The 25,455-nt window shown below is 70.7% G+C and carries 27 protein-coding genes and 1 tRNA gene; 13 read left to right on the top strand and 15 right to left on the bottom strand.

Annotation, left to right across the window (positions count from 1 at the left end; genetic code table 11):
* Position 1 precedes the first annotated feature (1 nt).
* The 3 genes from CYL12_RS00915 to CYL12_RS00905 all read left to right on the top strand — a co-directional run bounded on the left by CYL12_RS00915 (position 2) and on the right by CYL12_RS00905 (position 2,953).
* Positions 2 to 769: a succinate dehydrogenase iron-sulfur subunit gene (locus CYL12_RS00915; RefSeq protein ID WP_025105655.1), complete on the top strand. Its 768-nt coding sequence runs from the start codon at positions 2 to 4 to the stop codon at positions 767 to 769.
* A gap of 129 nt (positions 770 to 898) precedes the next feature.
* Positions 899 to 2,104, top strand: a complete 1,206-nt coding sequence (locus tag CYL12_RS00910) for a YihY/virulence factor BrkB family protein (RefSeq protein WP_101844707.1) — start codon at positions 899 to 901, stop codon at positions 2,102 to 2,104.
* Between the two features lie 9 nt (positions 2,105 to 2,113).
* Positions 2,114 to 2,953 carry an exodeoxyribonuclease III gene (locus CYL12_RS00905; protein ID WP_101844705.1) on the top strand — a complete coding sequence of 280 codons (840 nt, stop codon included), beginning with the start codon at positions 2,114 to 2,116 and terminating at the stop codon, positions 2,951 to 2,953.
* On the opposite strand, the gene CYL12_RS00900 is transcribed toward CYL12_RS00905, so the two are convergent.
* Positions 2,947 to 3,612: a DUF4166 domain-containing protein gene (locus tag CYL12_RS00900; protein WP_233486801.1), complete on the bottom strand. Its 666-nt coding sequence runs from the start codon at positions 3,610 to 3,612 to the stop codon at positions 2,947 to 2,949. The two genes, CYL12_RS00905 and CYL12_RS00900, sit on opposite strands and share 7 nt — an antisense overlap.
* A gap of 62 nt (positions 3,613 to 3,674) precedes the next feature.
* On the opposite strand from CYL12_RS00900, the gene trpS reads away from it, so the two are divergent.
* Together trpS and CYL12_RS00890 are read left to right on the top strand one after the other, a co-directional pair.
* The gene (gene trpS, locus CYL12_RS00895) at positions 3,675 to 4,679 is read left to right on the top strand and encodes a tryptophan--tRNA ligase (protein ID WP_025105651.1); all 1,005 of its coding nucleotides are present in this window, start codon (positions 3,675 to 3,677) and stop codon (positions 4,677 to 4,679) included.
* 26 nt (positions 4,680 to 4,705) lie between these two features.
* A complete protein-coding gene (locus CYL12_RS00890) occupies positions 4,706 to 5,344 on the top strand; it encodes a hypothetical protein (RefSeq protein WP_101844701.1) in 639 nt (212 codons plus the stop codon).
* Between the two features lie 21 nt (positions 5,345 to 5,365).
* Here the strand turns inward: CYL12_RS00890 and pth are convergent, their stop codons facing one another.
* Positions 5,366 to 5,947 carry an aminoacyl-tRNA hydrolase gene (gene pth / locus CYL12_RS00885; protein WP_101844699.1) on the bottom strand — a complete coding sequence of 194 codons (582 nt, stop codon included), beginning with the start codon at positions 5,945 to 5,947 and terminating at the stop codon, positions 5,366 to 5,368.
* Positions 5,948 to 6,043: 96 nt separating this feature from the next.
* Positions 6,044 to 6,664, bottom strand: coding sequence for a 50S ribosomal protein L25/general stress protein Ctc (locus CYL12_RS00880; RefSeq protein WP_101844697.1), 621 nt, complete (start codon positions 6,662 to 6,664; stop codon positions 6,044 to 6,046).
* A 224-nt stretch (positions 6,665 to 6,888) separates the two neighbouring features.
* Between CYL12_RS00880 and CYL12_RS17475 the strand changes: the two genes are divergently transcribed.
* Positions 6,889 to 7,014, top strand: coding sequence for a hypothetical protein (locus tag CYL12_RS17475; RefSeq protein ID WP_286120359.1), 126 nt, complete (start codon positions 6,889 to 6,891; stop codon positions 7,012 to 7,014).
* Here the strand turns inward: CYL12_RS17475 and CYL12_RS00875 are convergent.
* Both CYL12_RS00875 and CYL12_RS00870 read right to left on the bottom strand, forming a co-directional pair.
* Complete coding sequence (locus CYL12_RS00875; protein WP_101844695.1) at positions 6,999 to 7,523, bottom strand: gluconokinase; 525 nt, start codon at positions 7,521 to 7,523, stop codon at positions 6,999 to 7,001. The genes CYL12_RS17475 and CYL12_RS00875 overlap by 16 nt on opposite strands.
* Positions 7,524 to 7,542: 19 nt before the next feature.
* Positions 7,543 to 8,601 (bottom strand): D-2-hydroxyacid dehydrogenase, encoded by a 1,059-nt coding sequence (locus tag CYL12_RS00870; RefSeq protein ID WP_101844693.1) that lies wholly within the window; start codon positions 8,599 to 8,601, stop codon positions 7,543 to 7,545.
* A gap of 163 nt (positions 8,602 to 8,764) precedes the next feature.
* Here CYL12_RS00870 and gndA point away from each other — a divergent pair, with 163 nt between their 5' ends.
* The gene (gene gndA, locus CYL12_RS00865) at positions 8,765 to 10,219 is read left to right on the top strand and encodes an NADP-dependent phosphogluconate dehydrogenase (RefSeq protein ID WP_101844691.1); all 1,455 of its coding nucleotides are present in this window, start codon (positions 8,765 to 8,767) and stop codon (positions 10,217 to 10,219) included.
* A gap of 51 nt (positions 10,220 to 10,270) precedes the next feature.
* Here the strand turns inward: gndA and CYL12_RS00860 are convergent, their stop codons facing one another.
* From CYL12_RS00860 to CYL12_RS00850, 3 genes are all read right to left on the bottom strand, one after another.
* On the bottom strand, positions 10,271 to 11,521 hold the full coding sequence (locus tag CYL12_RS00860) for an FAD-binding oxidoreductase (protein ID WP_101844689.1): 1,251 nt from the start codon (positions 11,519 to 11,521) through the stop codon (positions 10,271 to 10,273).
* Between the two features lie 75 nt (positions 11,522 to 11,596).
* A complete protein-coding gene (locus CYL12_RS00855; RefSeq protein WP_233486800.1) occupies positions 11,597 to 12,325 on the bottom strand; it encodes an ABC transporter ATP-binding protein in 729 nt (242 codons plus the stop codon).
* 38 nt (positions 12,326 to 12,363) lie between these two features.
* Entirely contained in the window at positions 12,364 to 13,827 is a 1,464-nt protein-coding gene (locus tag CYL12_RS00850) for an ABC transporter permease (protein WP_101844687.1), read from the bottom strand.
* Between the two features lie 164 nt (positions 13,828 to 13,991).
* Between CYL12_RS00850 and CYL12_RS00845 the strand changes: the two genes are divergently transcribed.
* Both CYL12_RS00845 and CYL12_RS00840 read left to right on the top strand, forming a co-directional pair.
* Entirely contained in the window at positions 13,992 to 14,720 is a 729-nt protein-coding gene (locus CYL12_RS00845; RefSeq protein WP_025105641.1) for a response regulator transcription factor, read from the top strand.
* 26 nt (positions 14,721 to 14,746) lie between these two features.
* The gene (locus CYL12_RS00840) at positions 14,747 to 16,237 is read left to right on the top strand and encodes a sensor histidine kinase (RefSeq protein ID WP_101844685.1); all 1,491 of its coding nucleotides are present in this window, start codon (positions 14,747 to 14,749) and stop codon (positions 16,235 to 16,237) included.
* A gap of 33 nt (positions 16,238 to 16,270) precedes the next feature.
* Here the strand turns inward: CYL12_RS00840 and CYL12_RS00835 are convergent, their stop codons facing one another.
* The 6 genes from CYL12_RS00835 to CYL12_RS00810 form a co-directional block, all read right to left on the bottom strand.
* Positions 16,271 to 17,845 (bottom strand): FAD-dependent oxidoreductase, encoded by a 1,575-nt coding sequence (locus tag CYL12_RS00835; protein WP_101844684.1) that lies wholly within the window; start codon positions 17,843 to 17,845, stop codon positions 16,271 to 16,273.
* Positions 17,842 to 18,735, bottom strand: a complete 894-nt coding sequence (locus CYL12_RS00830) for an FAD:protein FMN transferase (protein WP_101844682.1) — start codon at positions 18,733 to 18,735, stop codon at positions 17,842 to 17,844. Before CYL12_RS00830 ends, CYL12_RS00835 begins: the two co-directional genes overlap by 4 nt.
* Before the next feature lie 15 nt (positions 18,736 to 18,750).
* The gene (locus CYL12_RS00825) at positions 18,751 to 19,221 is read right to left on the bottom strand and encodes an FMN-binding protein (protein ID WP_101844680.1); all 471 of its coding nucleotides are present in this window, start codon (positions 19,219 to 19,221) and stop codon (positions 18,751 to 18,753) included.
* Between the two features lie 92 nt (positions 19,222 to 19,313).
* The gene (locus tag CYL12_RS00820; RefSeq protein ID WP_101844678.1) at positions 19,314 to 20,348 is read right to left on the bottom strand and encodes a ribose-phosphate diphosphokinase; all 1,035 of its coding nucleotides are present in this window, start codon (positions 20,346 to 20,348) and stop codon (positions 19,314 to 19,316) included.
* A gap of 7 nt (positions 20,349 to 20,355) precedes the next feature.
* Positions 20,356 to 21,786 carry a bifunctional UDP-N-acetylglucosamine diphosphorylase/glucosamine-1-phosphate N-acetyltransferase GlmU gene (glmU, locus tag CYL12_RS00815; protein ID WP_101844676.1) on the bottom strand — a complete coding sequence of 477 codons (1,431 nt, stop codon included), beginning with the start codon at positions 21,784 to 21,786 and terminating at the stop codon, positions 20,356 to 20,358.
* Position 21,787: 1 nt separating this feature from the next.
* A tRNA-Gln gene (locus tag CYL12_RS00810) sits at positions 21,788 to 21,859 on the bottom strand.
* A 121-nt stretch (positions 21,860 to 21,980) separates the two neighbouring features.
* Here CYL12_RS00810 and CYL12_RS00805 point away from each other — a divergent pair.
* Both CYL12_RS00805 and CYL12_RS00800 read left to right on the top strand, forming a co-directional pair.
* Positions 21,981 to 22,487, top strand: a complete 507-nt coding sequence (locus tag CYL12_RS00805) for a GNAT family N-acetyltransferase (RefSeq protein ID WP_101844672.1) — start codon at positions 21,981 to 21,983, stop codon at positions 22,485 to 22,487.
* The gene (locus CYL12_RS00800; RefSeq protein WP_025105633.1) at positions 22,484 to 22,978 is read left to right on the top strand and encodes a MarR family winged helix-turn-helix transcriptional regulator; all 495 of its coding nucleotides are present in this window, start codon (positions 22,484 to 22,486) and stop codon (positions 22,976 to 22,978) included. The genes CYL12_RS00805 and CYL12_RS00800 overlap by 4 nt, the downstream gene beginning before the upstream one ends.
* A gap of 152 nt (positions 22,979 to 23,130) precedes the next feature.
* On the opposite strand, the gene CYL12_RS00795 is transcribed toward CYL12_RS00800, so the two are convergent.
* The gene (locus CYL12_RS00795; RefSeq protein ID WP_101844670.1) at positions 23,131 to 23,604 is read right to left on the bottom strand and encodes an RrF2 family transcriptional regulator; all 474 of its coding nucleotides are present in this window, start codon (positions 23,602 to 23,604) and stop codon (positions 23,131 to 23,133) included.
* A 63-nt stretch (positions 23,605 to 23,667) separates the two neighbouring features.
* Between CYL12_RS00795 and CYL12_RS00790 the strand changes: the two genes are divergently transcribed.
* The gene (locus CYL12_RS00790) at positions 23,668 to 24,417 is read left to right on the top strand and encodes an SDR family oxidoreductase (protein WP_101844668.1); all 750 of its coding nucleotides are present in this window, start codon (positions 23,668 to 23,670) and stop codon (positions 24,415 to 24,417) included.
* Between the two features lie 108 nt (positions 24,418 to 24,525).
* Complete coding sequence (locus CYL12_RS00785) at positions 24,526 to 25,449, top strand: pseudouridine synthase (protein ID WP_101844666.1); 924 nt, start codon at positions 24,526 to 24,528, stop codon at positions 25,447 to 25,449.
* Positions 25,450 to 25,455: the final 6 nt, after the last annotated feature.

The following is a 25,455-nucleotide window of genomic DNA, read 5'->3' as shown; positions in this document are numbered from 1 at the left end:
CATGTCGAACGCCATCGCCGAAGCGCCGGCCGAGACGACCGAAGACACCGGGATCCAGTCCTTCATCGTCACCTTCAACATCCGCCGGTTCGACCCCGAGGTCGACGCCGAGCCGCACTGGGTCGACTACGACGTGGAGCTCTACTCCACCGATCGCGTGCTCGACGCCCTGCACAAGATCAAGTGGGAGGTCGACGGCTCGCTGACCTTCCGCCGCTCCTGCGCCCACGGCATCTGCGGCTCCGACGCCATGCGCATCAACGGCCGCAACCGTCTGGCCTGCAAGACGCTGATCAAGGACCTCGACATCTCGAAGCCGATCTACGTCGAGGCCATCAAGGGCCTGCCGCTGGAGAAGGACCTCGTCGTCGACATGGAGCCGTTCTTCGCGTCGTACCGCGAGGTGCAGCCGTTCCTCGTCGCGAACTCCGTGCCGGAGAAGGGCAAGGAGCGCACACAGTCCATCGCCGACCGCGAGATCTTCGACGACACCACCAAGTGCATCCTCTGCGCCGCGTGCACCTCGTCGTGCCCCGTGTTCTGGACCGACGGCCAGTACTTCGGCCCGGCCGCGATCGTCAACGCGCACCGCTTCATCTTCGACTCGCGCGATGACAACGCCGCCGTGCGGCTCGACATCCTCAACGACAAGGAGGGCGTCTGGCGCTGCCGCACGACCTTCAACTGCTCCGAGGCCTGCCCCCGTGGCATCGAGGTCACCAAGGCCATCGCCGAGGTCAAGCAGGCGGTCCTCCGCGGCCGTCCCTGACGACGACACAGGCATCCACGCGCGAACAGGCGGTCCCGGACGGGGCCGCCTGTTCTCGCGTCTGCGCCTGTTCTCGCGGAGGCAGGCCTGGCGCGCGAAGGCGGGCCAGCGCTTGGGTAGGGTGGGGGCGTGTCCGAGCCCGGTTCGGCGACCGACGGTCGCCTCGATGCCGCGGTCGAGCGCGCGACCGCGCTGACCCGACGCACCCTCGGTCTCTTCCCGGTGCGGGTGTGGCGGCACTTCCTGCAGCACAACGGCTTCCTGCTGGCCGCCGGCGTGAGCTATCAGGCGCTCTTCGCCATCTTCGCGGCGATCTACCTCGCGTTCGCCATCGCCGGTCTCTGGCTCGGCGGCAGCGAGGAGGCCGTGAACGGGCTCATCGAGATCATCAACAACTACATCCCGAACCTCATCCTGGACGAGGGCGGCGTCTTCACGCCCGCTCAGGTGCAGGAGATCGCCGCGAGCACCACGGGAGTGCTCGGCGTGACCGGACTCATCGCGCTCGGGACGGTCATCTGGACCGCGATCGGTTGGGTGACCTTCTCCCGGCGGGCCGTCCGGGACATCTTCGGCCTGGAACCCGACCGACGCAGCTACCTGCTCCTCAAAGCGAGGGATCTGCTGGCCGCCCTCATCTTCGGCGTCTCGCTGGTCCTCGGCTCCGCGCTCAGCTCCGCCAGCGCCGCCGTGCTGAGCTGGGTGCTCTCGCTTCTGGGCTGGGACGCCGGATCGGACGGCCTCAACCTCGGCATCCGGATCGGCACGGTGCTCGTGTCGTTCGTCCTGCTGACCGGGGCATTGGCGGCGATGGTGCGCTTCCTCACCGGCACCTCGCTGCACTGGGGCACCATCTGGCCCGGTGCCCTCCTCGGCGGCGCGGCCATGACGGTGCTGCAGTTCGGAGTCGGGTTCCTGCTGAGCTATACGCCCTCGAATCCCCTGCTGGCCACCTTCGCGATCTTCGTCGGCCTCCTGCTGTGGTTCCGCGTGAACGGGGTGGTCACGCTCGTCGCCGCGTCCTGGATCGCCGTCGCCGCCCAGGACCGCGACCTCCCACTTCTGCTGCCGACCGACGCCGAGCGGCGCGTGGCCGAGCACGCCACGCTGCTCTCGGCCGCACGGATCCGCCTCCGCGACGCCGAGGCGGCGCGCGACGCGGCCCCCTGGTATCGGAGCTGGGCGGCGGGTCACGCCGTCCGCGAGGCGGAAGATGAGGTCGCCCGGCTCGTGGCCTCCGCTCCCCCGCCTGCACCCCCGGCCTCCCCCCTGGCTCAGCGTCTGCTGTCGGAGCTCGACCGCCGCCAGAACCGCGATGTCGGCGGTGCTCGTTAAGCTGGAGGAATGCCTCACCTGCGTATCGCCTCGGTCAACGTCAACGGGATCCGGGCGGCCGCCCGCAACGGGATGAGCACCTGGCTGGACGCCGCCGACATCGACATCCTCACGCTGCAGGAAGTGCGCGGGCAGGACGAGCACATCGAGGCCGCCCTCCCCGGCTGGACCTTCGTGCACGATGAGGCCACGGTCAAGGGGCGCGCGGGTGTCGCGATCGCCAGCCGCCTCCCCGCACTCGCCTCCCGGGCGGACTTCGGCCCGGAGGACTTCGACTCCAAGGGCCGCTGGATCGAGGCCGACTTCCTGATCGGAGACCGTCCGCTCACCGTCGTCAGCGCCTACGTGCACTCCGGCGAGGCCGACACCCCGAAGCAGGACGAGAAGTGGAAGTTCCTCGACGCGTTCGAGGCACGTCTGGCGAGCCTGAACACCGACGACGCCCTCGCCCTCGTCACGGGCGACCTCAACGTGGGGCACCGCGAGCTCGACATCAAGAACTGGCGCGGCAACCGCACCAAGGCCGGCTTCCTGCCGCGCGAACGCGCCTACTTCGATCGCTTCCTCGGTGAGGCCGGGACCTCGGTCACCGGCGTCGACGGCTCGGTGGGCACGGGCCTCGGCTGGGTGGACGTCGGCCGTCGCTTCCACGGCGAGGTGGACGGGCCGTACACCTGGTGGTCCATGCGCGGGAAGGCGTTCGACAACGACTCGGGATGGCGCATCGACTATCACCTGGCGACGCCCGCACTTGCCGAGCGCGTCCAGGCGTACCACGTGGCCCGTGCGGCCGCGTACGACCAGCGCTGGAGCGACCACGCGCCGGTCGTCGTCGACTACACCTACTGACCCGGGTCCGGACGCTCGGAGGGCGACGGATCCGACTCCCGATACCAGCCGCGGTACTGCAGCACGGTGCCGAGCACGGGGTTCACGGCGCGCATGTCGATCGTGCGCCGGCGGTGCTCGGCGTCCCAGCCGTCGACGAGGTCCACGCGCACGCCGAGCGGTCCGGGCAGAGCGAATCGCCGCCCGAACAGCCGCAGGGCGACCCGGACGGTACGCATCCGCAGGAAGCCCTCCGCCGTCACGCTGCACTCCTCGATGAGCTCGACGCGGCCCCGGGCACCGAGGAGGTTCCGGACCAGTCCCGGTCGCACGCTCACCGTCAGCCGATCCACGATCCGTGCGGTCCGCCCGGGGAAGAGGAACTCGCGCGTGGAGTCGAGCGTCGCGCGGCCCGTCGCCGCGCGCCCGGTCGTCGTGCGCAGCACGAACGGCACGTCCCGCCCCGACATCGGCACCAGCAGCCCCGGTCCCACGATCGGACGCGCGAGAGCCGCCCAGCGGCCGAACCGGCTCCCCGCGACCGCGAACACCCCCTCCGCGTGCCCCGCCGGGACGGGAGCACGGTACTGCGCGAGGATCTCCGGGTGCAGGCGCTCCGCCTCCACGCCCAGCGCGTCGAGGAACACCTGTCCTCGCGTCAGGGGCATGCCGTCCGTCATGACGTCAGCGTAAAGGATGCGACGGCGCCGGGCACCGCGGCGCAGGCGCATAGGATTGACGGGTGAACAAGCCTCGCCTCTACTCCGGAATGCAGCCCTCCGCCGACTCCCTCCAGATCGGCAACTACATCGGCGCACTCCTGCAGTGGCGGGAGCTCCAGACCTCGTACGACGCGTTCTTCTCCGTCGTCGACCTCCACGCCCTCACCGTCGCCCAGAACCCGGCGGAGCTGCGCGAGAAGACCCGCCGCACCGCCGCGCAGTACATCGCCGCGGGCATCGAGCCGTCGCAGTCGACGCTGTACGTGCAGTCGCACGTCCGCGCCCACGCCGAGCTCGCCTGGATCCTCAGCACGATCACCGGCTTCGGCGAAGCCGGACGGATGACGCAGTTCAAGGACAAGTCGGCCCGCTACGGCGCCGATGCGACCAGCGTGGGCCTCTTCACCTACCCGGTACTCATGGCCGCCGACATCCTGCTCTACCAGACCGACGTCGTACCGGTCGGCGACGACCAGAAGCAGCACGTCGAGCTCACCCGCGACCTCGCCGAGCGCTTCAACTCGCGGTTCGGCGAGACCTTCACGGTGCCGGTCCCGGTCATCCAGAAGGAGACCGCGCGCATCTACGACCTGCAGAACCCGACGGCCAAGATGTCGAAGTCGGCCGAGAGCGATGCCGGTGTGCTGTGGATGCTCGACGACCCGGCGAAGTCGGCCAAGAAGATCATGCGCGCGGTGACCGACAACGAGGGCACCGTGCGATTCGATCGGGAAGCCAAGCCCGGCGTCTCGAACCTCCTGACCATCTATGCCGCGCTGACCGGACGCCAGATCCCCGCGATCGAGGACGAGTACGCGGGCCGCGGCTACGGCGACTTCAAGAAGGGCCTGGCCGAGGTCGTCGTGGAGGAGTTCGCTCCCGTGCGCAGCCGTGCCCTCGAGCTCCTCGACGACCCGGCGGAGCTGGACCGGATCCTCGCCGAGAACGCCGCCCGTGCCGATGCCGTCGCCGACCGGACGCTGTCCGACGTGTACGACCGGGTCGGACTGCTGCGCCGGGTCTGACCACCCGACCACCCTAGGATGACAACGTGACCGATCCGCAGCTGCCCCCTCCGCCCGGCGCCGTGCCGCCGGTACCCCCGGCGCCCTCGTTCCCGCAGGAGTCGGTCGCCGGTGCGGTCCCGCCGCCTCCGCCGGCGTATGCATCCGCACCGGTCGCCCCGTACGCCCCTGCGGGCGGCTACGGCCAGCCGGCGGCTCCCGCCGCGCCTCCGGGGGCATACCAGGTTCCCGTGGGCGGCTATGCCGCCCCCGCGGGAACGTACACCGCACCGGAGACGACGCCGAAACGTTCCGGCGCGCTCGGCCTGCTCGCCCTCGGCCTTTCGATCCTCGCCGCCGTCATCGTGCCGATCATCGGCGGCGTCAGCGCGTTCGAGGTCGGCCGCCGCCTCCCGCAGGGCATCAGCGGGTCGACGAGCGATCTCGGATTCCTGTCGCCCGCGCGCGACCAGGTGCTGTGGACGGAGCTGTCGTTCTGGGCCGGCACGCTGCTCGGCATCGCCGCGATCGTGCTGGGGATCATCGCGATCCGCAAGAAGCAGGGGCGCGGAGCGGGCATCGCCGCACTCATCGTCGCCGTGCTCGGCGCGGTCGTCTTCTTCGTCGCGGTGTTCACGGCCTTCGCCGTCGGCGGAGCCGCGGGCTACGCCACGTTCACCACCTGACCCTCGCGGCGGGCCGCCGCGTCAGCGAGGGGCGTGGTGCTTCTGCTGGGCGGCGAGCAGCCCTTCGTCGACGAGGAGCTCGACGGCGTCTGCGGCATCGCCCACGAGGAGCGGCAGGTTCGCGCGCTCGTCCTTGCCGAACGGGGAGAGCACCCAGTCCGCCGGGTCCTGTCGTCCCACCGGCCGGCCGATACCCACGCGCACCCGGGGGAAGTCCGGACTCGTGAGCGCCTTGGCGATGTCGCGGACCCCGTTGTGCCCGCCGTGTCCTCCCCCGGTCTTCAGCTTGACCGTGTCGAACGGGATGTCGAGCTCGTCGTGCACGACGATCACGTGGTCGAGGGGGACGGAGTAGAACCGGGCGAGGGCGGCGACGGGCGTGCCCGAGACGTTCATGAAGGTGTTCGGCTTCGCGAGGACGAGCTTGTCGGCGCCGGGGCGCAACCAGGTCTCGACGACCCGTGCACCGCCCTTGTGCTCCCGAAAGCTCTCCCCGCGGCGGGCCGCGAGCTCGTCGACGACCATCTGGCCGATGTTGTGGCGGGTCGCCTCATAGCGGGGTCCCGGGTTGCCGAGACCGACCACCAGCCAGGTCGCTGCCATTCCTCGTCCTCTCTCGCCGGAGCCGTCGCCCCGGTCAGGATACGACGGAGGGGACGCGATCCGATCGCGTCCCCTCCGTGATGAAGCAGGCGGAGATCACTCCGCGGCGGCCTCCTCGGACGCCGCAGCGGACTCGCCCTCCGCGGACTCGCCCTCGGTCTCCTCGTCCTCGACCGGAGCGGCCGGGACGGAGATGGCGACCACGAGGACCTCGCCGTCGGTGAGGAGCGTCGAGCCCTTCGGGAGGGTCACGTCGGCGGCGGTGATGTGCGCGCCCTCTTCCAGACCCTCGACCGAGACCTCGATGTTCTCCGGGATGTGCGTGGCCTCGGCCTCGACCTGGATGGTCGTGGCGTCGAGGTTGACGATGGTGCCGGCAGCCGGCTCACCGGTGACGACGACAGGAACGTCGATGGCGACCTTCTCGCCCTTCTTCACGACCAGGAGGTCGATGTGCTCGATGATCTGGTGCACCGGGTCCTTCTGCACGTCCTTGACGAGCGCGAGCTGCGAGGTGCCCTCGATGTCGAGGTCGAGCAGCGCGTTGGCGCGACGGATGATCAGGGAGACCTGGTGGCCGGGCAGGGCGACGTGGACGGGCTCGGTGCCGTGGCCGTAGATGACCGCGGGGATCTTGCCGGCGGCGCGCAGACGGCGGGCGAAGCCCTTGCCGAAGCTGCTGCGCAGCTCGGCGTGGACCGTGGTGTCTTCAGACATGAGGTTCTCCTTCGGGCACGCAGCGAAGGCGCCGCGCGGTGGTCTTGGAATTGTGGACTCGAACGCGGACGCGTGAGGAAAGCCACCGGGCTTGCTTCGCCGCGTCGATCACGGACGTCCGCGCACGCGCAGAAGCGTCCCTCGCCGAGGTACGCCTCCATGGTACCGGATGACCCGATAGGCTGAGGACACCGGTCCCCACTGCAGAAATTCGGAGTACCCCCATGCTCGACGGCGCCTTCCTCTCTCACGTCCTCCTCTGGCTGATCGGCGCCATGTCGGTGTGCGCGGCCGTCGCCACGGGTGCGGCCCTGTTCTCCCTCGGCCGTTCGAGCTACCGCAAGGACTGAGCCTCTCCCGGCGTTCCCGTCACGGCGGCGAGCGCCTCACGGATCGTCGCCAGCTCCTGCGCCAGTGGAAGATCGGCGTCGACCCGGACCCCGGACTCGTCGTCCGCCAGCGGTTCCAGCGCATCGAGCTGGGAATCCAGGAGCGAAGCCGGCATGAAGTGATCGGGCCGCCCGCCCAGCCGCTCCGCGAGCGTCTCCCTTTCGACGCAGAGCTCCGCGAAGAACGCGTCCGGCGCCTCCGCACGGATCGCCTCGCGGTACCGCCGTCGCAGCGCGGAGCAGGCGACGACGATGCGGGTCTCGGCGGCGAGCGTCCGCCCGACCACACCGAGCCACGGCATCCGATCCTCGTCGTCGAGAGGGATGCCCGCCGCCATCTTGTCCACATTGGTCAGCGGATGCAGATCGTCACCGTCCACGAAACGCGCTCCGAGACGCTCCGCCAGCGCCGCGCCCACCGTCGACTTCCCGGAGCCGCTCGGCCCCATCACGACGATGCGCACGCTCATGCTCCCCTGCCGCCGATCCTCAGTAGAACTCGACCGTGTCGACCACCGCACGCAGCTCCCGGCCGTCGAGCAACCGGGTGGCGTTCTCGGCGAACCGCCGCGCGATGCGCTCTTCCTCCTTCGAGCTGAGCGCCGCCGTGTGCGGGCTGACGAGGACGCGCGGGTGCGCCCACAGCGGGGAGTCGGCAGGCAGGGGCTCCTCCTCGAAGACGTCCAGCCCGGCGAAGCCGACCCTGCCGTCGTCGAGCGCACCGAGCAGCGCCGCCTCGTCGACTACACTGCCGCGCCCGACGTTGGTGAGGATGGCGCCGGGCTTCACCGCCCGCAGGACGTCCTCTCCGATGAGGTGTCTGGTCTGCTCCGTGCCGGGCAGCGTGACGACGATCGCGTCGACCTCCCCCACCGCGTCCACGAGCTCATCCAGCGCGATGAGGCGGTCGACGCCCTCGACCGGGCGCCCGGAGCGGCTGGTCCCCCACACCCGAGCGCCGAGAGCGTGGAAACGACGGGCACACTCCGCCCCGATGCCGCCGAGTCCCACCACCAGCACCGTCATCTCGTCGACCTGGCGCATCTCCCACCGCTCGGGCCACACGCGCTGATCCTGATCCGCACGCAGGCGCGGGAGGTCCTTCGCACCGGCGAGCACCGCGAAGAGGGCGAACTCGGCGAGGGTGCCGCCGTGGACACCCGCGCTGGTGGTGAAGACGATGCGGTCGAGGTCGGCGCGGTCGAGTCCCGCGGCCTTGACGGTGCTGCCCCCGCCCGCCGCCGTGGTCATGACCCACCGCAGCCGCGGGTTGGCGGCCACCGTCCGCGACAGGGCTTCGGGGTCGACGTCGGGGATGCCGAAGAGGACGTCGGCGGAATCGACGAGGTCATCGAACGCCCGCTGCTGCTCCGGGGTCCGACGGAAGTCCGGATCCCCCGACCAGTCGGCAGGGCCGCGCATCGGCGGGACGAGTGCCGCATCCCGGATGACTTCGAGGCGCGGCTCGAGCTCCTCGATGAGACCGCACAACTCCTCCGCCAACGGCACCGCGACGACGGCGCGGACCTTCTTCTCGGACTCCGTCACGACCGACTCCCTCCAGCTCCTCTGCTCCCCTCAGCGTAGAGGGCCGGAGCATCCCCGCCGCCCGGCGCGGCGGTCCTTGACGGCGATGCGTCACGGGTGCGCCTCGATCCACCGGTCAGCGATACGCTGAAGACAACCCTTCTTCACGATCGAGGAGCCTTCCGTGCCCGAAGCATCAGCGAACATCGGAGTCGTCGGACTCGCCGTCATGGGGTCGAACCTCGCCCGTAACCTCGCGAGCCGCGAGGGCAATACCGTGGCGATCTTCAACCGCAGCTACGAGAAGACGCAGACCCTCCTCGACGAGCATCCCGAGGCGGGTTTCATCCCGGCGAAGACGTACCAGGAGTTCGCCGACTCGCTGCAGAAGCCGCGCACCGCGATCATCATGGTCAAGGCCGGCGCTCCCACCGACGCCGTGATCGACTCCCTCGTCGAGGTCTTCGAGCCGGGCGACATCATCGTCGACGGCGGCAACGCGTACTTCCCCGACACCATCCGTCGCGAGAAGGCGGTCCGCGAGACCGGTATCAACTTCGTCGGCGCCGGCATCTCCGGCGGCGAAGAGGGCGCTCTCACCGGACCGTCGATCATGCCGGGCGGCTCGGACGAGTCCTGGGTCACGCTCGGGCCCATCCTGAAGTCCATCGCGGCGGTCGCCGAGGGCGAGCCCTGCGTGACGCACGTCGGCCACGACGGCGCCGGCCACTTCGTCAAGATGGTGCACAACGGCATCGAGTACGCCGACATGCAGCTCATCGCCGAGGCCTACGACCTCATCCGCCGCGGGACCGGCAAGACGCCCGCGGAGATCGCCGAGATCTTCGCGGAGTGGAACCGCGGCGAGCTCGAGTCGTACCTCATCGAGATCACCGCCGAGGTGCTGCGGCAGGTCGATGCGTCTACCGGCAAGCCGCTGGTCGATGTCATCCTCGACCAGGCCGGCGCCAAGGGTACCGGCGCCTGGACCGTGCAGACCGCTCTCTCGCTCGGCGTCCCGGTCTCGGGCATCGCCGAGGCGACCTTCGCCCGCTCCCTCTCCTCACACCCCGAGCAGCGTGCGGTCGCCGCGACGCTTCCCGGTCCGGACGAGGAGTTCACGGTTCCCGCCGACGAGGTCGAGGCTTTCGTCGAGGACGTCCGTCTGGCGCTCTACGCCTCCAAGATCGTCGCCTACTCGCAGGGCTTCGACGAGATCCGCGCCGGCGCCGCCGAGTACGGCTGGAACATCGACCTCGGCGCGATCTCGAAGATCTGGCGCGGCGGCTGCATCATCCGTGCGCAGTTCCTGAACCGGATCGCCGACGCCTACGCCGAGACCCCCGACCTTCCCGTGCTGATGACCGCGCCGTACTTCGCCGAGGCCCTCACGCGCGGCCAGGCGGCCTGGCGCCGCGTGGTCGTGACCGCCGCACAGTCCGGCATTCCGGCGCCGGCGTTCTCGTCGTCGCTGTCGTACTACGACGGCATCCGCGCTGACCGCCTGCCTGCGGCTCTGGTACAGGGTCAGCGGGACTTCTTCGGCGCGCACACCTACAAGCGCATCGACAAGGAGGGCACCTTCCACACGCTGTGGTCGGGCGACCGCTCCGAGATCGAGGCCGAAGACACGCACTGACCTCACGCCGCGAAGGGCCGGGCACCCGCAGGGTGCCCGGCCCTTCGCGCGTCAGACGAGGATGTTGTGGTTGCGGCGGAACACGTTCTGCGGATCCCACTGCGCCTTCACCGCCCGCAAGCGCTCGTAGCCGTCGCTGTCGTACATGCCGGAGACGGTTTCCGGCCGCTCGGCGTCGACGAAGTTGCTGTACTCGGCGAGGCGGCCGGTGACGATCCGCTGCGCATCGGCGGCGGCCTTCTCACGCCCCTGCTCGTCGAGCAGCCCGGGGACGTCGAAGGCGCCGGCCATGACGAACCACGTCGCGGTGCGCGCGGGAAAGGCCGTCTCCTCCTGTGGAACGTCGCCGAACGCCCCACCGAGCGACCGGAGGAAGACGACCGAGGCGGGGAACTCCCGCCGATAGGCCACCAGCCGATCGATGAGCTCGTCGTCGAGGTCGGCGACGAGACCGTTCCCGCCGAGGAAACCGGGAGGAGCAGGGGCCTCGCCGCCCTCCGGCTGCGGCATCTCCATCAGGATGTCGCGATAGGCGGGCTCGGTGATCTCTGTGGTGACACCGTCGAGCGCGGTGATCGGCGCGAGCTCCACGCGGAGCGCTTCCGGGTCGGGTCCCGCCCACACGGCGGTCAGCCGGGCACCCGCCGGAGCGCTCGGATCCATCGGCGGCACGTCCATGTACGTGACGGTGAGTTCGCGCGGGGCATCGCGGAGCAGTTCGCGCGCAGCCCGGAGCACGGCCGTTGCGTCGCCTTCGACGACGGACTCGGCCAGCGCGATCCCCGGGAGGCGATGCGCCTCGAAGTCGAAGCGGGTGACGATGCCGAAGTTTCCTCCACCGCCGCGCAGCGCCCAGAAGAGATCGGGATGCTCCGTGGCGGACGCCTCCACCACGTCCCCTGTCGCGGTGACCACCTGGGCCCCGACGAGCTGATCGACGGCGAGGCCCCAGGCGCGGACCATCCAGCCGATGCCGCCGCCGAGCGTGAGGCCGCCGACGCCGACGCCGGCCGTGTCACCGGAGCTCAGGGCGAGGCCGTGGGCGGCGAGGGCCTTCGCGACATCGCCCCAGACGGCACCGCCGCCGATGCGCACGGCCGTGCCGTCGACCTCGATCGAGGAGAGCTCCCCGAGTTCGAGACGCAGACCGGGAGCGGGGGCGTGGGACCAGGGCCCGTGGCCGCCGGAGACGACGGTCAGGGGGACTGCCTCCTGACCGGCGGCGCGGACGAGCGCGGCGACCTCGGAGACGGTGGAGGGACGGTGGACGGCGGGCTGTGCGGATTCGACGTGGTCGACCATGAGCACACGGTAGACCCGGGGTCGGACATCGCGGAAGAGGGGCGCTCGCCGTCCGCCCCTCCCCCGCGCCGCCGGCTATCGGGTGATGTCCCTCACCGTCCCCTGCGTCAGACGCAGCCGCTTCGTCGCGCGTCGCGCCACCGCGGAGTCGTGCGTGACGACGACCATCGTGATGCCCTCCGCGCACAGCCGCTCGAGGAGGTCGAGGATCTCGTCGCGCATCCTCTCGTCGAGGTTGCCCGTCGGCTCGTCCGCGAGCAGCACCCGGGGGCGCTTGACGATCGCCCGCGCGATCGCGACACGCTGCTGCTGTCCGCCGGACAACTCCGCGGGGCGATGGTCTCCGCGGTCCTCCAGGCCGACGTGCGCGAGAGCGGCGGCGACGCGGGTCCGTCGTTCCGCCCGGTCGATGCCGAGCGGCTCCAGGGCCATGTCGACGTTCTCCGCCGCCGTCAGCGTCGGGATCAGGTTGAACCCCTGGAAGACGAAGCCGATCTCCTGCGCGCGGATCCGCCCCAGCTCCGACGGCGACGCCGACGACAGTTCACGGCCGTCCAGCTGCAGCGTCCCGGAGGTCGGGGTGTCGAGCGCCCCCAGCAGCTGCAGCAGCGTCGACTTGCCCCCTCCGGTCGGCCCCTGGATCGTGACGAAGGCGCCGGGCATGATCTCCAGGTCGACGCCGGTGAGCGCCGTCACCGTCCGTCCCCTCCGCGTATAGGTGCGGGTGACGCCCGTCGCCCGGTACAGCGGGGGCGCCGCCGACGGGGCCGGAACACGGGCCTCGGAATCCGTCATCGTGGTCATCTCGGTCTCCTTCTCTCCTGTGTGGTTCGCGACGTCGCTCATGCGACGGACCGCAGGGCCTCGGCGGGGCTCAGCCGCGCGGCCCGCCAACCTCCGAAGGCGCCGGCGACGAGCCCGCCCAGCACCGCGAGGCCCACGGCGGCGACGAGCACCCAGGGGGTCAGCGGTGCCTGCAGCACGATGTCGGCGGTCTCCGCGCCCGGGGCCATGCCGCCGGGGCCGCCGAAGCCGCCTCCTCCCTCCGGGCCTCCGCCGACGGCCGTGGAACCGGCAGCCACGGTCGGCTGCACGACGGTGATGATCAGGATCCCGGCGAGGCCGAGCACGAGACCTGCCGCTCCTCCGAGGAGGCCCTGCACCATCGACTCCCCGGCGACCTGGCGCACGACGCGACCGTTCGACCACCCCATCGCCTTGAGCGTGCCGAACTCGCGGGTGCGGCGGCCGACGCCGGAGAGGGTGAGGAGCACCGAGAGCAGCACGGCGACGGCGAGGACGATGATCGACAGCCAGGTGCCGAGGTTCGTGACGAGCGCTGTCGCGTTCGAGAGCGAGCCGGACACGGTCGCCGCGAGCTCGGACTGCGAGGAGACGGTGGCGTCGGGAAGCTCCTCCGCCAGGGCCGTCTGCACCTCGTCGATGGACGACGCCGAATCCGCCTGCACGTACACGGTGGAGATCACGTCCTCCACCCCGGCCAGCTCCTGCGCGGTGTCGAGTGGGAGATAGACGTCCGCCGCGGTGTCTGCGGCATCCGAGGCCGAGGTGAGGAGGCCGACGACCTCGACGTCGGAGCCCGCGACGTCCAGGGTGTCGCCGACGGCGATGTCCTCGGTCGCGGCGTACGTGCTGTCCACCAGCGCGACAAGCTCTCCGCTGTCGTCGGCGTCCAGCCCGCGCCCCTCCCCGATCTCGGCGGAGGCCAGCGGGCCGACCTCCGACGCGGACGGGTCGATGCCCAGGACGGTGAACGAGTCGATGCCGAACGCACCGCCTCCGCCGCCTCCGCCACCCTGCGGAGGAGCCTGACCCACCGCGGGCGCCTCCCCGTTCTCCGCGCCGTCCTGCCCGCCGAAGCCACCGCTCGGCAGCTCACCGGAGAAGGTCGAGTTCGTCAGGCTCAGCGCACCGGTCGCGGCCGCGACGCCGTCAGTGCCGGCCACCGTGTCCAGCACCGAGGCCTCGAGCGTCGCCCGGCCGAAGTCCGTCCGCAGGGCCGACTGCTCCAGGGTCGTGGTCTCACCGTCGCTCTCCCCCGCGTCCTCGTCGAACTCGAACCGCGGCCCCGTCCCCTCGCCCGGTTCCGCGGCGGCACCCGTGACGGTGAGATCCGTCCCGACTCCGTACACCGCCGCGAGCGACTGCGCCTGGGCGTCGCGCACACCGGCCGTCAGGGCGTTCACCACGATCACCAGTCCGATCGCGATCGCGAGCCCGATGGCCACGATCGCCGTCTGCTTCTTGCGGCCCGCGAGTTCGCGCCGCAGATATCGTCCGTACATATCTCTCCTCCCGCCGCGACGATCGCGGCGCGGAACCGACGCTAGGGACGACCGTTATGCGGATTCGAGGGATGGATGATGAGGGTTCTATGAGGCGGACATCTCTCAGAGAACCCATAGCCCGCTCCATAGAAATCACATAGGAAGTTCCGCAAAATAGAGGCATGACCAGCGACCTGCCCGAACTGCGCCGCCCCGACGGCTCCCCTCTGCGCATCCTCGCCGTGGACGACGAGCAGATGCTCACCGATCTGCTCGCCATGGCCCTGCGCATGGAGGGGTGGGAGGTGCGCACCGCGTCCTCCGGCCTCGAGGCGATCCAGGTCGCGAAGGAGTTCGAGCCCGACGCCCTCGTGCTCGACATCATGATGCCCGATCTCGACGGGATGGCCGTGCTCAAGCGTCTCCGCGAAGCCGGCAACCTCGTCCCCGTCCTCTTCCTCACGGCGAAGGACGCCGTGGGCGACCGCGTGGCCGGGCTCACCGCCGGGGGCGACGACTACGTGACCAAGCCGTTCAGCCTCGAAGAGGTGATCGCCCGACTCCGAGCGATCATCCGGCGCACCGGACACGCCAGCGCCGACGACGGGCAGTCGATCCTCCGGGTCGCCGATCTCACGCTCAACGAGGATAGCCACGAGGTCGTCCGGGACGGCGTAGAGATCGAGCTGACCGCGACCGAGTTCGAGCTGCTGCGCTACCTCATGCGCAACGAGCGCCGGGTGCTGTCCAAGGCGCAGATCCTCGACCGGGTCTGGAGCTACGACTTCGGCGGCAAGTCGTCCGTCGTGGAGCTCTACATCTCCTACCTCCGGAAGAAGATCGACGCCGGGCGCACGCCCCTCCTGCACACCGTGCGCGGCGTCGGCTACATGATCAAGGCCCCGCAGTGACCCGAGCGGCGGTGGCGCGACGGCCCATGAGCCTGCAGACGCGGCTGATGACCGCGGTGATCGGGTTCGTGTCGCTGATCCTCGTCATCGTCGCCGTCATCACCAGCGCCACCCTCGGCAGCACGCTGGAGGACCAGCTCGACAACAAGGTGAAGACCTACGCCGCGACGATCCGGGACGGGATCGTGGAGCGAGTCGCGCCCTCCGAGGCCACCGTCGACAACATCCTCCCCCTCCTCAACTCCCGCGTCCCCGGGCTGCTGCTCTCGCTCGGGAGCCCCGTGGCCGGACCGAGCGGCGTCACGTTCCAGGAGAGCCGTGGGGCGTTGAACAGCACGCCGCAGCCGCTCACCCCCGAGCAGTTGCAGAGGTTGTACGGCACGGTCGCGCTCGGCACCCCTGCCACGGTCTCCTTCGACGGCCTCGGCTCGTATCGGGTCGTCGCGACCACCGCGAGCAACGGCGTCGTCGTCGTCACCGGGCTCCCGCGCGACGAGATCCAGAATCAGCTCACGCAGCTCCTCACCGTGATCCTGCTCGCGACGGCGGGCGGCCTGATCCTCCTCGCCCTGACGACGGCGGTCACGATCCGCGTGGGGCTGCGGCCGCTGCGGGCGGTTGCGGCGACCGCAACGAGAGTCGCCAATCAGCAGCTCGACCGCGGCGAGGTCAGCATCACCGAGCGCGTACCGGCGAGCGAGGCCGATCCGCGGACGGAGACCGGGCTCGTCGGCGCCGCGCTCAACAAGCTCCTCGACCACGTGGACACGTCCCTCGCGGCGCGCCAGAAGAACGAGGAGCAGATGCGCCGGTTCGTCGCCGACGCGAGCCATGAGCTGCGCACGCCGCTGGCCTCGATCCGCGGCTACTCGGAGCTTTCGTTGCGAGCGCTGCGTCAGGCACCGGAGGCGACGAAGGAAGACGCGGTCATCGAGGGCACGACCTCCTCCTTGGAGCGCATCCAGGCGCAGTCGCTGCGCATGACACGGCTCGTGGAGGACCTCCTGCTCCTCGCCCGTCTCGACGAGGGACGCGAACTCGTGTACGGCACGGTCGACCTCGCCCAGCTCGCCCTGGAGGGCCTCTCGGATGCGCGGCCGACGGCGGTCGATCATCACTGGAACATCGAGGTGCCGGATGAGCCTGTGACGGTCGTGGGCGACGCGGGACGGCTGCATCAGGTCGTCGCGAACCTGCTCGCCAACGCCCGCACGCACACCCCCGCTGGGACGACCGTGACGCTGAGCGTGGCCCGGGAGGGCGACGACGCCGTGCTCCGCGTGCACGACGACGGTCCGGGGATCGACCCCGCCCTCCGCGACGAGCTCTTCGCGCGGTTCGCCCGCGGCGACAGCTCGCGCGCCCGGCAGACCGGAGGGACCGGGCTCGGTCTCGCGATCGTCAAGGCCATCGTGGAGGGCCACCACGGCCGCATCTCGGTCGACAGCGAGCCCGGCGACACGACCTTCACGGTCCGAATCCCGATGACTCCTCCGGGCGAGACCCCCGACGCCTGACCCGGGGCCCCGAAGGGGAGGAACTGGGCCAGGTCAGTACCCGGCGAAGGCGTCGGTGGTGAGGGAACGGGCCTTCTGCAAGGCGGGCGCGAGCTCGGCGATGAGCCGTGGCGGTCCGGAGATGAAGGCGTGTCTGGATGAGAGGTCGCCCACCGCCTGCTCCAGAGTCTTCGCGTCCAGTCGTGCCCCCTGTGCCCAGGTCCAGTGCGGAAGAAGGTCGGCCGGCTCGTCGCGGGTGAACACGACCGTGCGCACACCCGTCGCGGCGAGTTCGTCGCGGAAAGCGAGCTCCTCCGCCGAGGACGCCACGTAGACGAGGACGATGTCGCGCCGCTCCCCCGTCGCCTGGAGCTGCCGGAGCTGCGACACGAACGGGGTCACGCCGATGCCCGCCGCGACCATGAGCACCGGCTGCTCGCCGCGCGGGAGGATGAAGTCGCCCCAGGTTCCGGTCACCGCGAAGGTCGCACCGGGCTCGGCTGCCGCGAGAGCCCGCTTGTAGCTCGACGGGTGCTGCTGGTCGCCGTTCTTGTACGCGATGCGGAGGGTCGGAAGATCCGCCGGAGCGGACACGATGCTGAACTCGCGGCGCGTCCCCCGCGCGTCAGGCCGTCGGTGCGGCACGTCGAGCTCGAGGTACTGCCCGGGAAGGAACCGCACGCGGCCCTTCGCCTGGAAGGTGAGCTCCTGGGCGGTCGGCGTCACGAAGGTCCGGCGTTCCAGGACGAGACGCACCGACCCGCGGAGCGCGAAGGCGAAGGCCACGAGGTTCCCGATGAGCAGAGCGCGCTCCTGCCCCAGCGTGAACAGACCGGCCACCGAGATCGGCCACCCCGCGAGCACGCCCACCACGACGGCGACGACGAGCTGCTGTCGACGACGCGGCGGGAGCGTCAAGGGCTCCGACAGCATGAACGCGCCGAGGAACAGGAACGGCGACTGGAGCACCGCGAAGGAGAGCGCCGTCACAAGGTCGAAGGAGACGTCGAACTGCACGGCCTGCACCGCCTGCCGCACGATCGAGGTGGCCACGGCGACGACGAGGAAGAGGAGCACCACTCCGACCTTCTCCGTGCGCCACAGCACCGCCAGCCCGAGGAGGACGACCGGGATCGCGAGAACCGGTGTGCCCACCCACCAGGAGGAGGACGTGCCGAGCCAGCTGAACGCGCCGAACGCTCCGAGGATCGACACCACTGCGGCGCCGAACGCGGCCGGGTTGAAGATGTGCCGGCCTCGCCAGGCGATGAGGTACTTGGACACGCTCGCCACCGCGCCGGCGATCGCGAGGCCGAGCAGCGCCGACGGGTCGATACCCGGACGCAGCACGAACAGCAGGATGAGGGCGGTGACGATCGAGGACTCCACACGCCATGGAAGCCGGAGCAGGCGCTGGGCGACCGCGTCCACGGCGGAGATCACCACCGCGAGCACCGCGAAGGACGCCAGCAGCTCGATCGGGGTCGGTGAGACGATCACGCCGAACAACGAGAGCACGAGGGCGATGACCGCGAGTGCCGTCAGCGCGAACAGCACGAGACGGTACATCGACAGCGAACCGAGCACGGCGAGGACGCGCTGGCGGACGGCGGCGAAGGCGGTGGTCACGGTGTCCTGTCTCCCACGATTCCGGCGGCTCCAGCGGGGGCCGCGGTGAAGAGCTCGGCGCGGCAGCCGGGCGACCGCTGCACCCGCCCATCGGTGGTCATGCGCACCCACTCGACGCCCCAGCGAGCGGCCAATTCCGGGCCGCCGTCGAAGAACAGAGCGGTCGCCACGGCATCGGCCGTCATGGCTTCCGGGGCGAGCGCCCAGGTCGCCGCCCAGGTGCGGACGGGGTGTCCGGTGCGGGCGTCGAGCACGTGATGGAGCCCCTCGCCCCAGGCGCGGCGGTTCACCGCCGAAGCGCACAGCGCGCCGTCGCTCACCTCGACGACGCCGATCGCCTTCCGCGCATCGAACGGGTGCTCGAGCGCGATGCGCTGGCTGGCGCCGCGCACGCGGATGTCCCCGCCCGCGTCGACGACCACGTCCCCGGGGACGTCGGCCAGCACCGCCATCACGCGGTCGACGAGGCGCCCCTTGCCGAGGGCGCCCACGTCGAGGAGTGCGGGCTCGTGCGCCTCGACCGTGTGCTCCGACCAGGTGAGCCACGACGCCCAGGACGCGGGAGCGGGGCGGGGCTCCCCGGCCCGCAGCGAGTACGCGGGGTCGTAGCCCAGGGCGTCCAGACTGTCGGCGACGAGGGGGTTCACCGCGCCGGCCGTGGCAGCGTCGAGTTCCCGATAGGCGTCGAGCATCGGCCCCGCGTCCGGCGAGGACAGCGGTCCGCCCGACCGCCCGAGCCGAGCCACGTCGGAGTCGTCGCGGAACCGGGACCAGGTGCGATCGAACAGCTCGATCTCCGCCGTCACGCCCGCACGGACATCAGCGGCAAGCGGGACACCGGTCTCGATCTCCCACCCGGTGCCGATCGCCTCGAACCGCCACTCCGCCATGAGGACGCCCTGCGCCTAGGCGGCGGCCTGCTCCTTGATGGATTCGACCGCATCGTTGAAGCCGCCGCTCGTCAGGGAGGAGCCCGCCACGCGGCTGACGTTCAGCTCGTCGATCGGCTTGCCGACCACCTCGTCCGAGATGCCGTCGATGAACTCGCCCTGGTACCGCTCGGTCTCCGGGGCCTGCGGGTCGCCGGTCACCTCGACCTCCGTCACGACGCCGTCCGCGAGCGTGAGCGTGACGGTGATCTCCTCCACCGTCTCCGGCGTCTGGTACGAGCCATCGGCGGTGTAGGTGCCGTCGGTGTACGTGCCGGACGAATCGGCGCCGGACGAGGACGAGCTCGACCCGGAGGTCTCGTCGGCGCCGTTCGAGGTGTCGGCGGCATCGCCGGTCGACGAGCATCCGGCGAGCACGAAGAGTCCGGCGACCCCGAGGAGGGCGGAGCCGGTGCGGACAGAGGTCGGAACGGTCGTGCGGATCATGGGGTCCTCCGTGGTCGTCGTCGGTCGACTCTTCCGTCGATGTCTCGACCGTAGGCAGCCCGGCTATGCGCGGGCTGTGCCGACCCGATGCGTTACGCGTCCCCGCCGAACATGCTCGTGACGGAGCCGTCCTCGAAGACCTCGTGGATCGCTCGAGCCAGCAGCGGCGCGATCGGCAGCACCGTGAGGTTCTCCCAGCGACGCGATGCCGACAGCGGGATGGTGTCCGTGACGACGACCTCGTCGATCGCCGCATCCTGCAGGCGCTCCGAGGCCGGGTCGCTGAAGATCGCGTGGGTCGCCGCGACGATCACGCGGCGCGCGCCGTTCGCCTTCAGCGCCTGCGCGGCCTTCACGATCGTGCCTCCGGTGTCGATCATGTCGTCGACGAGGAGGCAGGTGCGTCCCTCGACGGTACCGACGATCTCGTGCACGGAGACCTGGTTGGCGACCTTCGGGTCGCGGCGCTTGTGGATGATCGCGAGCGGCGCGCCGAGGCTGTCCGACCAGGTGTCGGCCACGCGGACGCGACCCATGTCCGGGGAGACGACCGTGAGGATCTCACGGTCTTCCGTGGTGAGGGTGCGCTCGAAGTGGTCGAGGAGCACCGGCTTGGCGAAGAGGTGGTCGACGGGGCCGTCGAAGAAGCCCTGGATCTGGGCGGCGTGCAGGTCGACGCTCATGACGCGGTCGGCGCCGGCGGTCTTCAGCAGGTCGGCGACGAGGCGGGCGCTGATGGGCTCGCGGCCACGGCCCTTCTTGTCCTGACGCGAATACGGATAGTACGGCGCGACGACGGTGATGCGCTTGGCCGAGGCGCGCTTGGCGGCGTCGATCATGATGAGCGTCTCCATGAGCCACTCGTTGACCGGCTCGCCGAACGTCTGGACGAGGAAGAGGTCGCAGCCGCGGATCGAGACCTCGAATCGCGCGTAGATCTCACCGGAGGCGAAAGTGCGGTGCTCGACCGGAGCGATCTCGGTGCCGAGCGAGGCGGCGACGGCCGCCGTCAGCTCGGGATGCGATCGACCGCCCGCGATGACCAGACGCTTCTTCGTCTTGGCGACGAGGCCCGGGGCCACGCCATTGTCGCGATCCAGGTCGACCGTCTTCTTCTTCCGGGCCATGCTCCGCCTATTCCGCCGAATTCTCCCGGGCCGCGGCATCCGCCGCGCCCGTCCCTGCTCTGTTCTTCTCGACCCACCCCTCGACGTTGCGCTGGGGGGCGACGCTCATGGCCAGGGCACCGGCCGGGACGTCCTTGCGGACGACCGCACCGGCGCCGGTCTTCGCACCAGCACCAAGCCTAACGGGCGCGACGAGCACCGTGTGCGAGCCGGTGTGCACCTCGTCGCCGATCTCCGTCCGGTGCTTGTTCACGTCGTCGTAGTTGGCCGTGATCGTGCTCGCGCCGAGGTTCACCCCGCGGCCGATCGTCGCATCGCCGACGTAGGAGAGGTGCGGGACCTTGCTGCCCTCGCCGATCTCCGCGTTCTTCGTCTCGACGTAGGCGCCGATCTTGCCCTTCGGACCCAGCACGGTGCCCGCGCGGAGGTAGGAGAACGGGCCGACGGTCGCCTCGGCACCGATCACGGCCAGGGTCGCGTCGGTGCGGCGCACGACGGCATCCTCACCCACCTCGCAGTCGACGAGCGTGGTGTCCGGGCCGATCGTCGCACCGGCGGCGATCGTCGTGGCGCGCAGGATCTGGGTGTTCGGGAGCACGGTGACGTCCGGAGCGAGCGTCGCGTCGTCGTCGATCCACGTGGTCACGGGGTCGACGATCGTGACCCCTTCGAGCTGCCACCGGCGCACGATGCGGGCGTTCAGGCGGCGGCCGACCTCGGCCAGCTGAGCCCGGTCGTTGACGCCGAACGTGACCTCGACGTCCGCGACGACCGAGGCCGCGACCCGGTCGCCGTCACGGCGCACCAGGCCGGGTACGTCCGTGAGGTACATCTCGCCCTGCGCGTTGTCCACGCCGATCCGCGGCAGGTAGCTGCGCAGCGTGGCGGCGCGGAAGGCGTACATGCCGGCGTTGATCTCGCTGACGGCTGCTTCTTCCTCGGTCGCATCCTTCTGCTCGACGATGCGGTCGACGTCGCCGTCCGCATCGCGGATGACGCGGCCGTAGCCCGTCGGGTCGTCCACCACAGCGGTCATCAGCGTGGCCGGCGCCCCGGAGGCGCGGTGCTCGGCGAGGAAGGCCGAGAGCGTGTCCGCATCCGCCAACGGGCAGTCACCGGACAGCACGAGGACATCGCCGTCGAAGTCGGCCGGCAGCGCGTCGATGGCCACCTGGACCGCACGCCCGGTGCCGGGCACGTCGTCCTGATCCACGAAGACCGCGGTCGGGTAGTCCTCCTGCAGCGCTGCGACGACCTGATCGCGCTCGTGCCGCACCACCACCTCGATATGCGAGGGGTGCAGGCGGGTCGCCGTCGTCAGCACGTGTCCGACCAGCGGACGCCCGCCGATCCGGTGCAGCACCTTGGGCAGGCGGGACTTCATGCGCGTGCCCTGACCTGCAGCGAGGACGACGACGGCGAGGTTGTTCCCAGTCATGCTCCGCCGCCAGGACTCGAACCTAGACCTCACAGCTCCAAAGGCTGTCGTGCTGCCATTACACCACGGCGGACCGCGGAGCCCGGGGGCACCGCCCGATAAGTCTGCCACGTCCTCGCCCGTCTTCCTGTGCGTGGGGCGCACGTCGCGTCGCCCGTCATCCGCGTGAAACACAGCTCTGCGATGCTGGCGCGATGAGCATCGTGATCGAGCGCGTCACCGTCGCCACCCCCGAGATCGCAGCCTTCATCGGCGCGCACCACGCGGAGATGGACGGGACCGCTCCGCCGGAGAGCCAGCACGCCCTCCCGCTCGATCGGCTGCTCGCACCGCGCGTCCGGTTCTTCACGGGAGTGCTCGAGGGCCGGATCGCCGCGACCGGGGCTCTGGCGGCCGTCGAGGGCGAGCATGAGGAGCTGAAGTCGATGCGCACCGACCCGGCTTTCCGCGGCCGCGGGTTCGGACGAGCGATGCTGCGCCACCTCCTCGACGATGCGGCCGCGCGCGGCATCCGGCGAGTCTCGCTGGAGACCGGGAGGGACGCCTTCTTCGCTCCCGCCCGGGCGATGTACGCCGCTGCCGGTTTCCGCGAGGGCCTCCCGTTCGGCTCCTACCTCCCCGACCCGCACAGCGCCTTCCTCACCCTGGCCCTGCCCCCGGCGTCCGCGGCTGCACCCTCGCGCGCGATAATGAACGGATGAGTGAGGCGGATGAGGTCGACCGGATCGTCGGCGCGTGGAACACCCAGCGCCCCGACCTCGACTTCTCGCCTCTCGAAGTGCTGTCGCGGATGGATCGCCTCTCCCGCCATCTCGACCGTGCGCGCCGAGAGGTCTTCCGCCGCAGCGACCTGGAGCCGTGGGAGTGGGACGTTCTGTCGGCGCTGCGCCGCGCGGGGTCCCCGTTCCAGCTCTCGCCCAAGCAGCTCCTCCAGCAGACCCTCGTATCGAGCGGCACGATGACCAACCGCATCGACCGTCTCGTCGGCCGCCGCTTCGTGCGCCGCGAAGCCGATCCGGCGGACGGCCGAAGCGTGCTCGTGACTCTGACCGACGACGGCCGGGTCCGGGTGGACGCCGCGATCACCCGGCTCGTCGACGCCGAGGCTGATCTGCTGCGTGCGCTCTCCCGCGCCGACCGCGACCGGCTGGCCGCCCTGCTGCGCAAGCTCAGCCTCAGCTTCGACACCTGACCCGGTCACGTCCCGGTTCGGTTCGGCCGGCTCCACCTGTTCCGCCTGCACGATCTGAGAACGGATGCCGAACGGGAACCACCGCATGGTCGTGCAATCGGACCGGGGTCGTGCAGCCTCTCCGGAGAGACCCGGACCCCGCCGGCGGAGGGTCAGGAGCCGCCGAGGAGGAGACGCCGGTTCTTGGCAGGGACACGGGCCGGGAGCGTGCCGACGACCTCGGCGATGGACACCGCCTCCAGAGAAGCCCGCCAGGCCTCGTGAGCGCGGCGCATCACGACGGCGAGGCCGCAGGGGTTCGTACAGTCCTCCGGCCGGGCGGCTCCCCTTCCCTGCTGCCGGAGTTCGCGGCAGACGTAGGGGTCGGCGGCACCGTCGACCGCGGTGACGAGGTCGAGGATGCTGATGCGCTCCGGCTCCCTGGCAAGGCGGAAGCCACCGCGCGGCCCCGTGCTCCCCGTGAGGATACCGGCGCGGACGAGCTTTGCGAGCTGCTTCGACAGGTACGGCCCCGGCACCCCGAAGTGCTCGGCGAGCTGCGCTCCGGACACCGTCGACCCCGCGGGAAGCTGAGCGATCACCGCGACGGTGTGCAGCACCCACTCGGAGGTCTCGGGGAGTTTCACTTGCCCATCGTATCCGTGCCACCCTATTGTGGACACACAATATCCATGATTTGAGGAGCGGGCATGCGGATCGCGGTCGCAGGAGGAACCGGACGGATCGGACGATTGGTCGTCGAGGAGGCCCGGCGGCGGGGGCACGATCCGCTGTCGCTCAGCCGTGGGGAGGGCGTCGATCTGACCACGGGCGAAGGCCTCGCCACCCGGCTGCGCGGGATGGATGCGGTCATCGACGCGACGAACCCCCCGGTAGCCGACGTCGCCGAAGCCGAGCGGGTGTTCACGACGCTCAGTCACACCCTGCTCACCGCCGAGAGCGAAGCCGGAGTCGGCCATCACGTGGTCCTCTCCATCGCGGCGCTCGACCGCGTGCGCGGGAACCCGCACTACGCGGGCAAACGCGCTCAGGAGCGAGAGGTCTCCCGCGGCGCCGTGCCGTTCACGATCGTCCGGGCCACACAGTTCCACGACTTCCCCGCGATGATCGCGGAGTGGAGCATCGAAGACGGCGAGGGCATCGTGCCCCCTCTGCTCCTGCAGCCCATCGCGCCCGCGGACGTCGCCGTCGCCCTCGTCGATGCGGCGGAGTCGCCGGCGCTCGGCGGCTCGTTCGACATCGCCGGGCCTCGCACGGAGGACGCCGTCGACATGGCCCGCCGCACCCTCGCCGCCTGGAGCCGTGATCTTCCGCTGCGCGCCGCGTGGAAGGGTGCCGCACTCGGCGTCGAGTTCGCGGGTGAAGTCCTGCTTCCGGGCGACGGCGCGCGCCTGGCACCAACGGCCTTCGACGACTGGCTCGCCGCCGAAACCCGCTGACCGCGGAGCCGGGTCCGGGGTCAGCGGGGCCCCAGGGAGGCCTGGCCGGTCGCCTAGGCTGGGAGTACCCGGTCGCAGCCCCGCGACCCCTGCTACGAAGGCCGAGACATGGGCATGCCCTCCCCGCTCCCCGTGCGCGACGGCGTCGGGGCGACCCGGCTGCATGTGCCGCTGACGGGCGCGTGGCCCACCGTCGCCGCCTACATGGTCGAACGGTTCTTCCACCTCGATCCGGAGCGGCTGCTCGCGCGCTTCGACCGCGGGGAGATCGTCGCGCGCGACGGCCGCCCGCTCTCCCGGGACACGCCTCTCGGCGCCGAGGAGTTCGTCTGGTACTACCGGGAGCCTCCGGTCGAGAAGGAGATCCCGTTCACCGAGGAGATCCTGCACCAGGACGAGCACCTGGTCGTCGTGGACAAGCCGCACTTCCTCCCCACCACGCCCGGCGGCAAGTACCTCCAGAACTCCGCCCTCGTCCGGCTGCGCAACCGTCTCGGCAACCCGGACCTCACCCCCATCCACCGCCTGGACCGGGCCACGGCGGGCCTGCTGATGTTCTCCGCCCGCCCGGCCACGCGTGGCGCCTACCAGCTGCTGTTCGAGGACCGCCGTGTGGAGAAGGTGTACGAGGCCGTCTCCACACGCCCGGCGGACTGGGATCCGTCGCGCTTCCCGCTCGTCTACCGCAACCGCATCGAGAAGCTCCGTGGCCAGGTCTGCGTGCAGGTGGACGACGACGGCGCGCCGAACTCCGAGACGCTCATCGAGATCATCGCCGCCGACGAACGCGTCGTGCACACGCTCCTCCGCCCGCACAGCGGGAAGATGCATCAGCTCCGCGTGCACCTCGCCGCGCTCGGCCTCGGCATTCTCCACGACGGCTTCTACCCCGTGTTGCAGCCGGAGCGTCCGGATGACTTCACGCGCCCGCTTCAGCTCCTCGCCCGCGAACTCCGCTTCACCGACCCGCTGAGCGGGCAGGAGCGCACGTTCACGACGCGCCGGAGCCTGCAGGAGGCCCCGGCGCGCTGACCGGCC

It is taken from the genome of Zhihengliuella sp. ISTPL4 (assembly GCF_002848265.1).
In the GTDB taxonomy this organism is placed as follows: domain Bacteria; phylum Actinomycetota; class Actinomycetes; order Actinomycetales; family Microbacteriaceae; genus Microbacterium.
The sequence above is the reverse complement of the archived record's forward strand: the minus strand, read 5'-3'. Positions and strand labels throughout refer to the sequence as shown.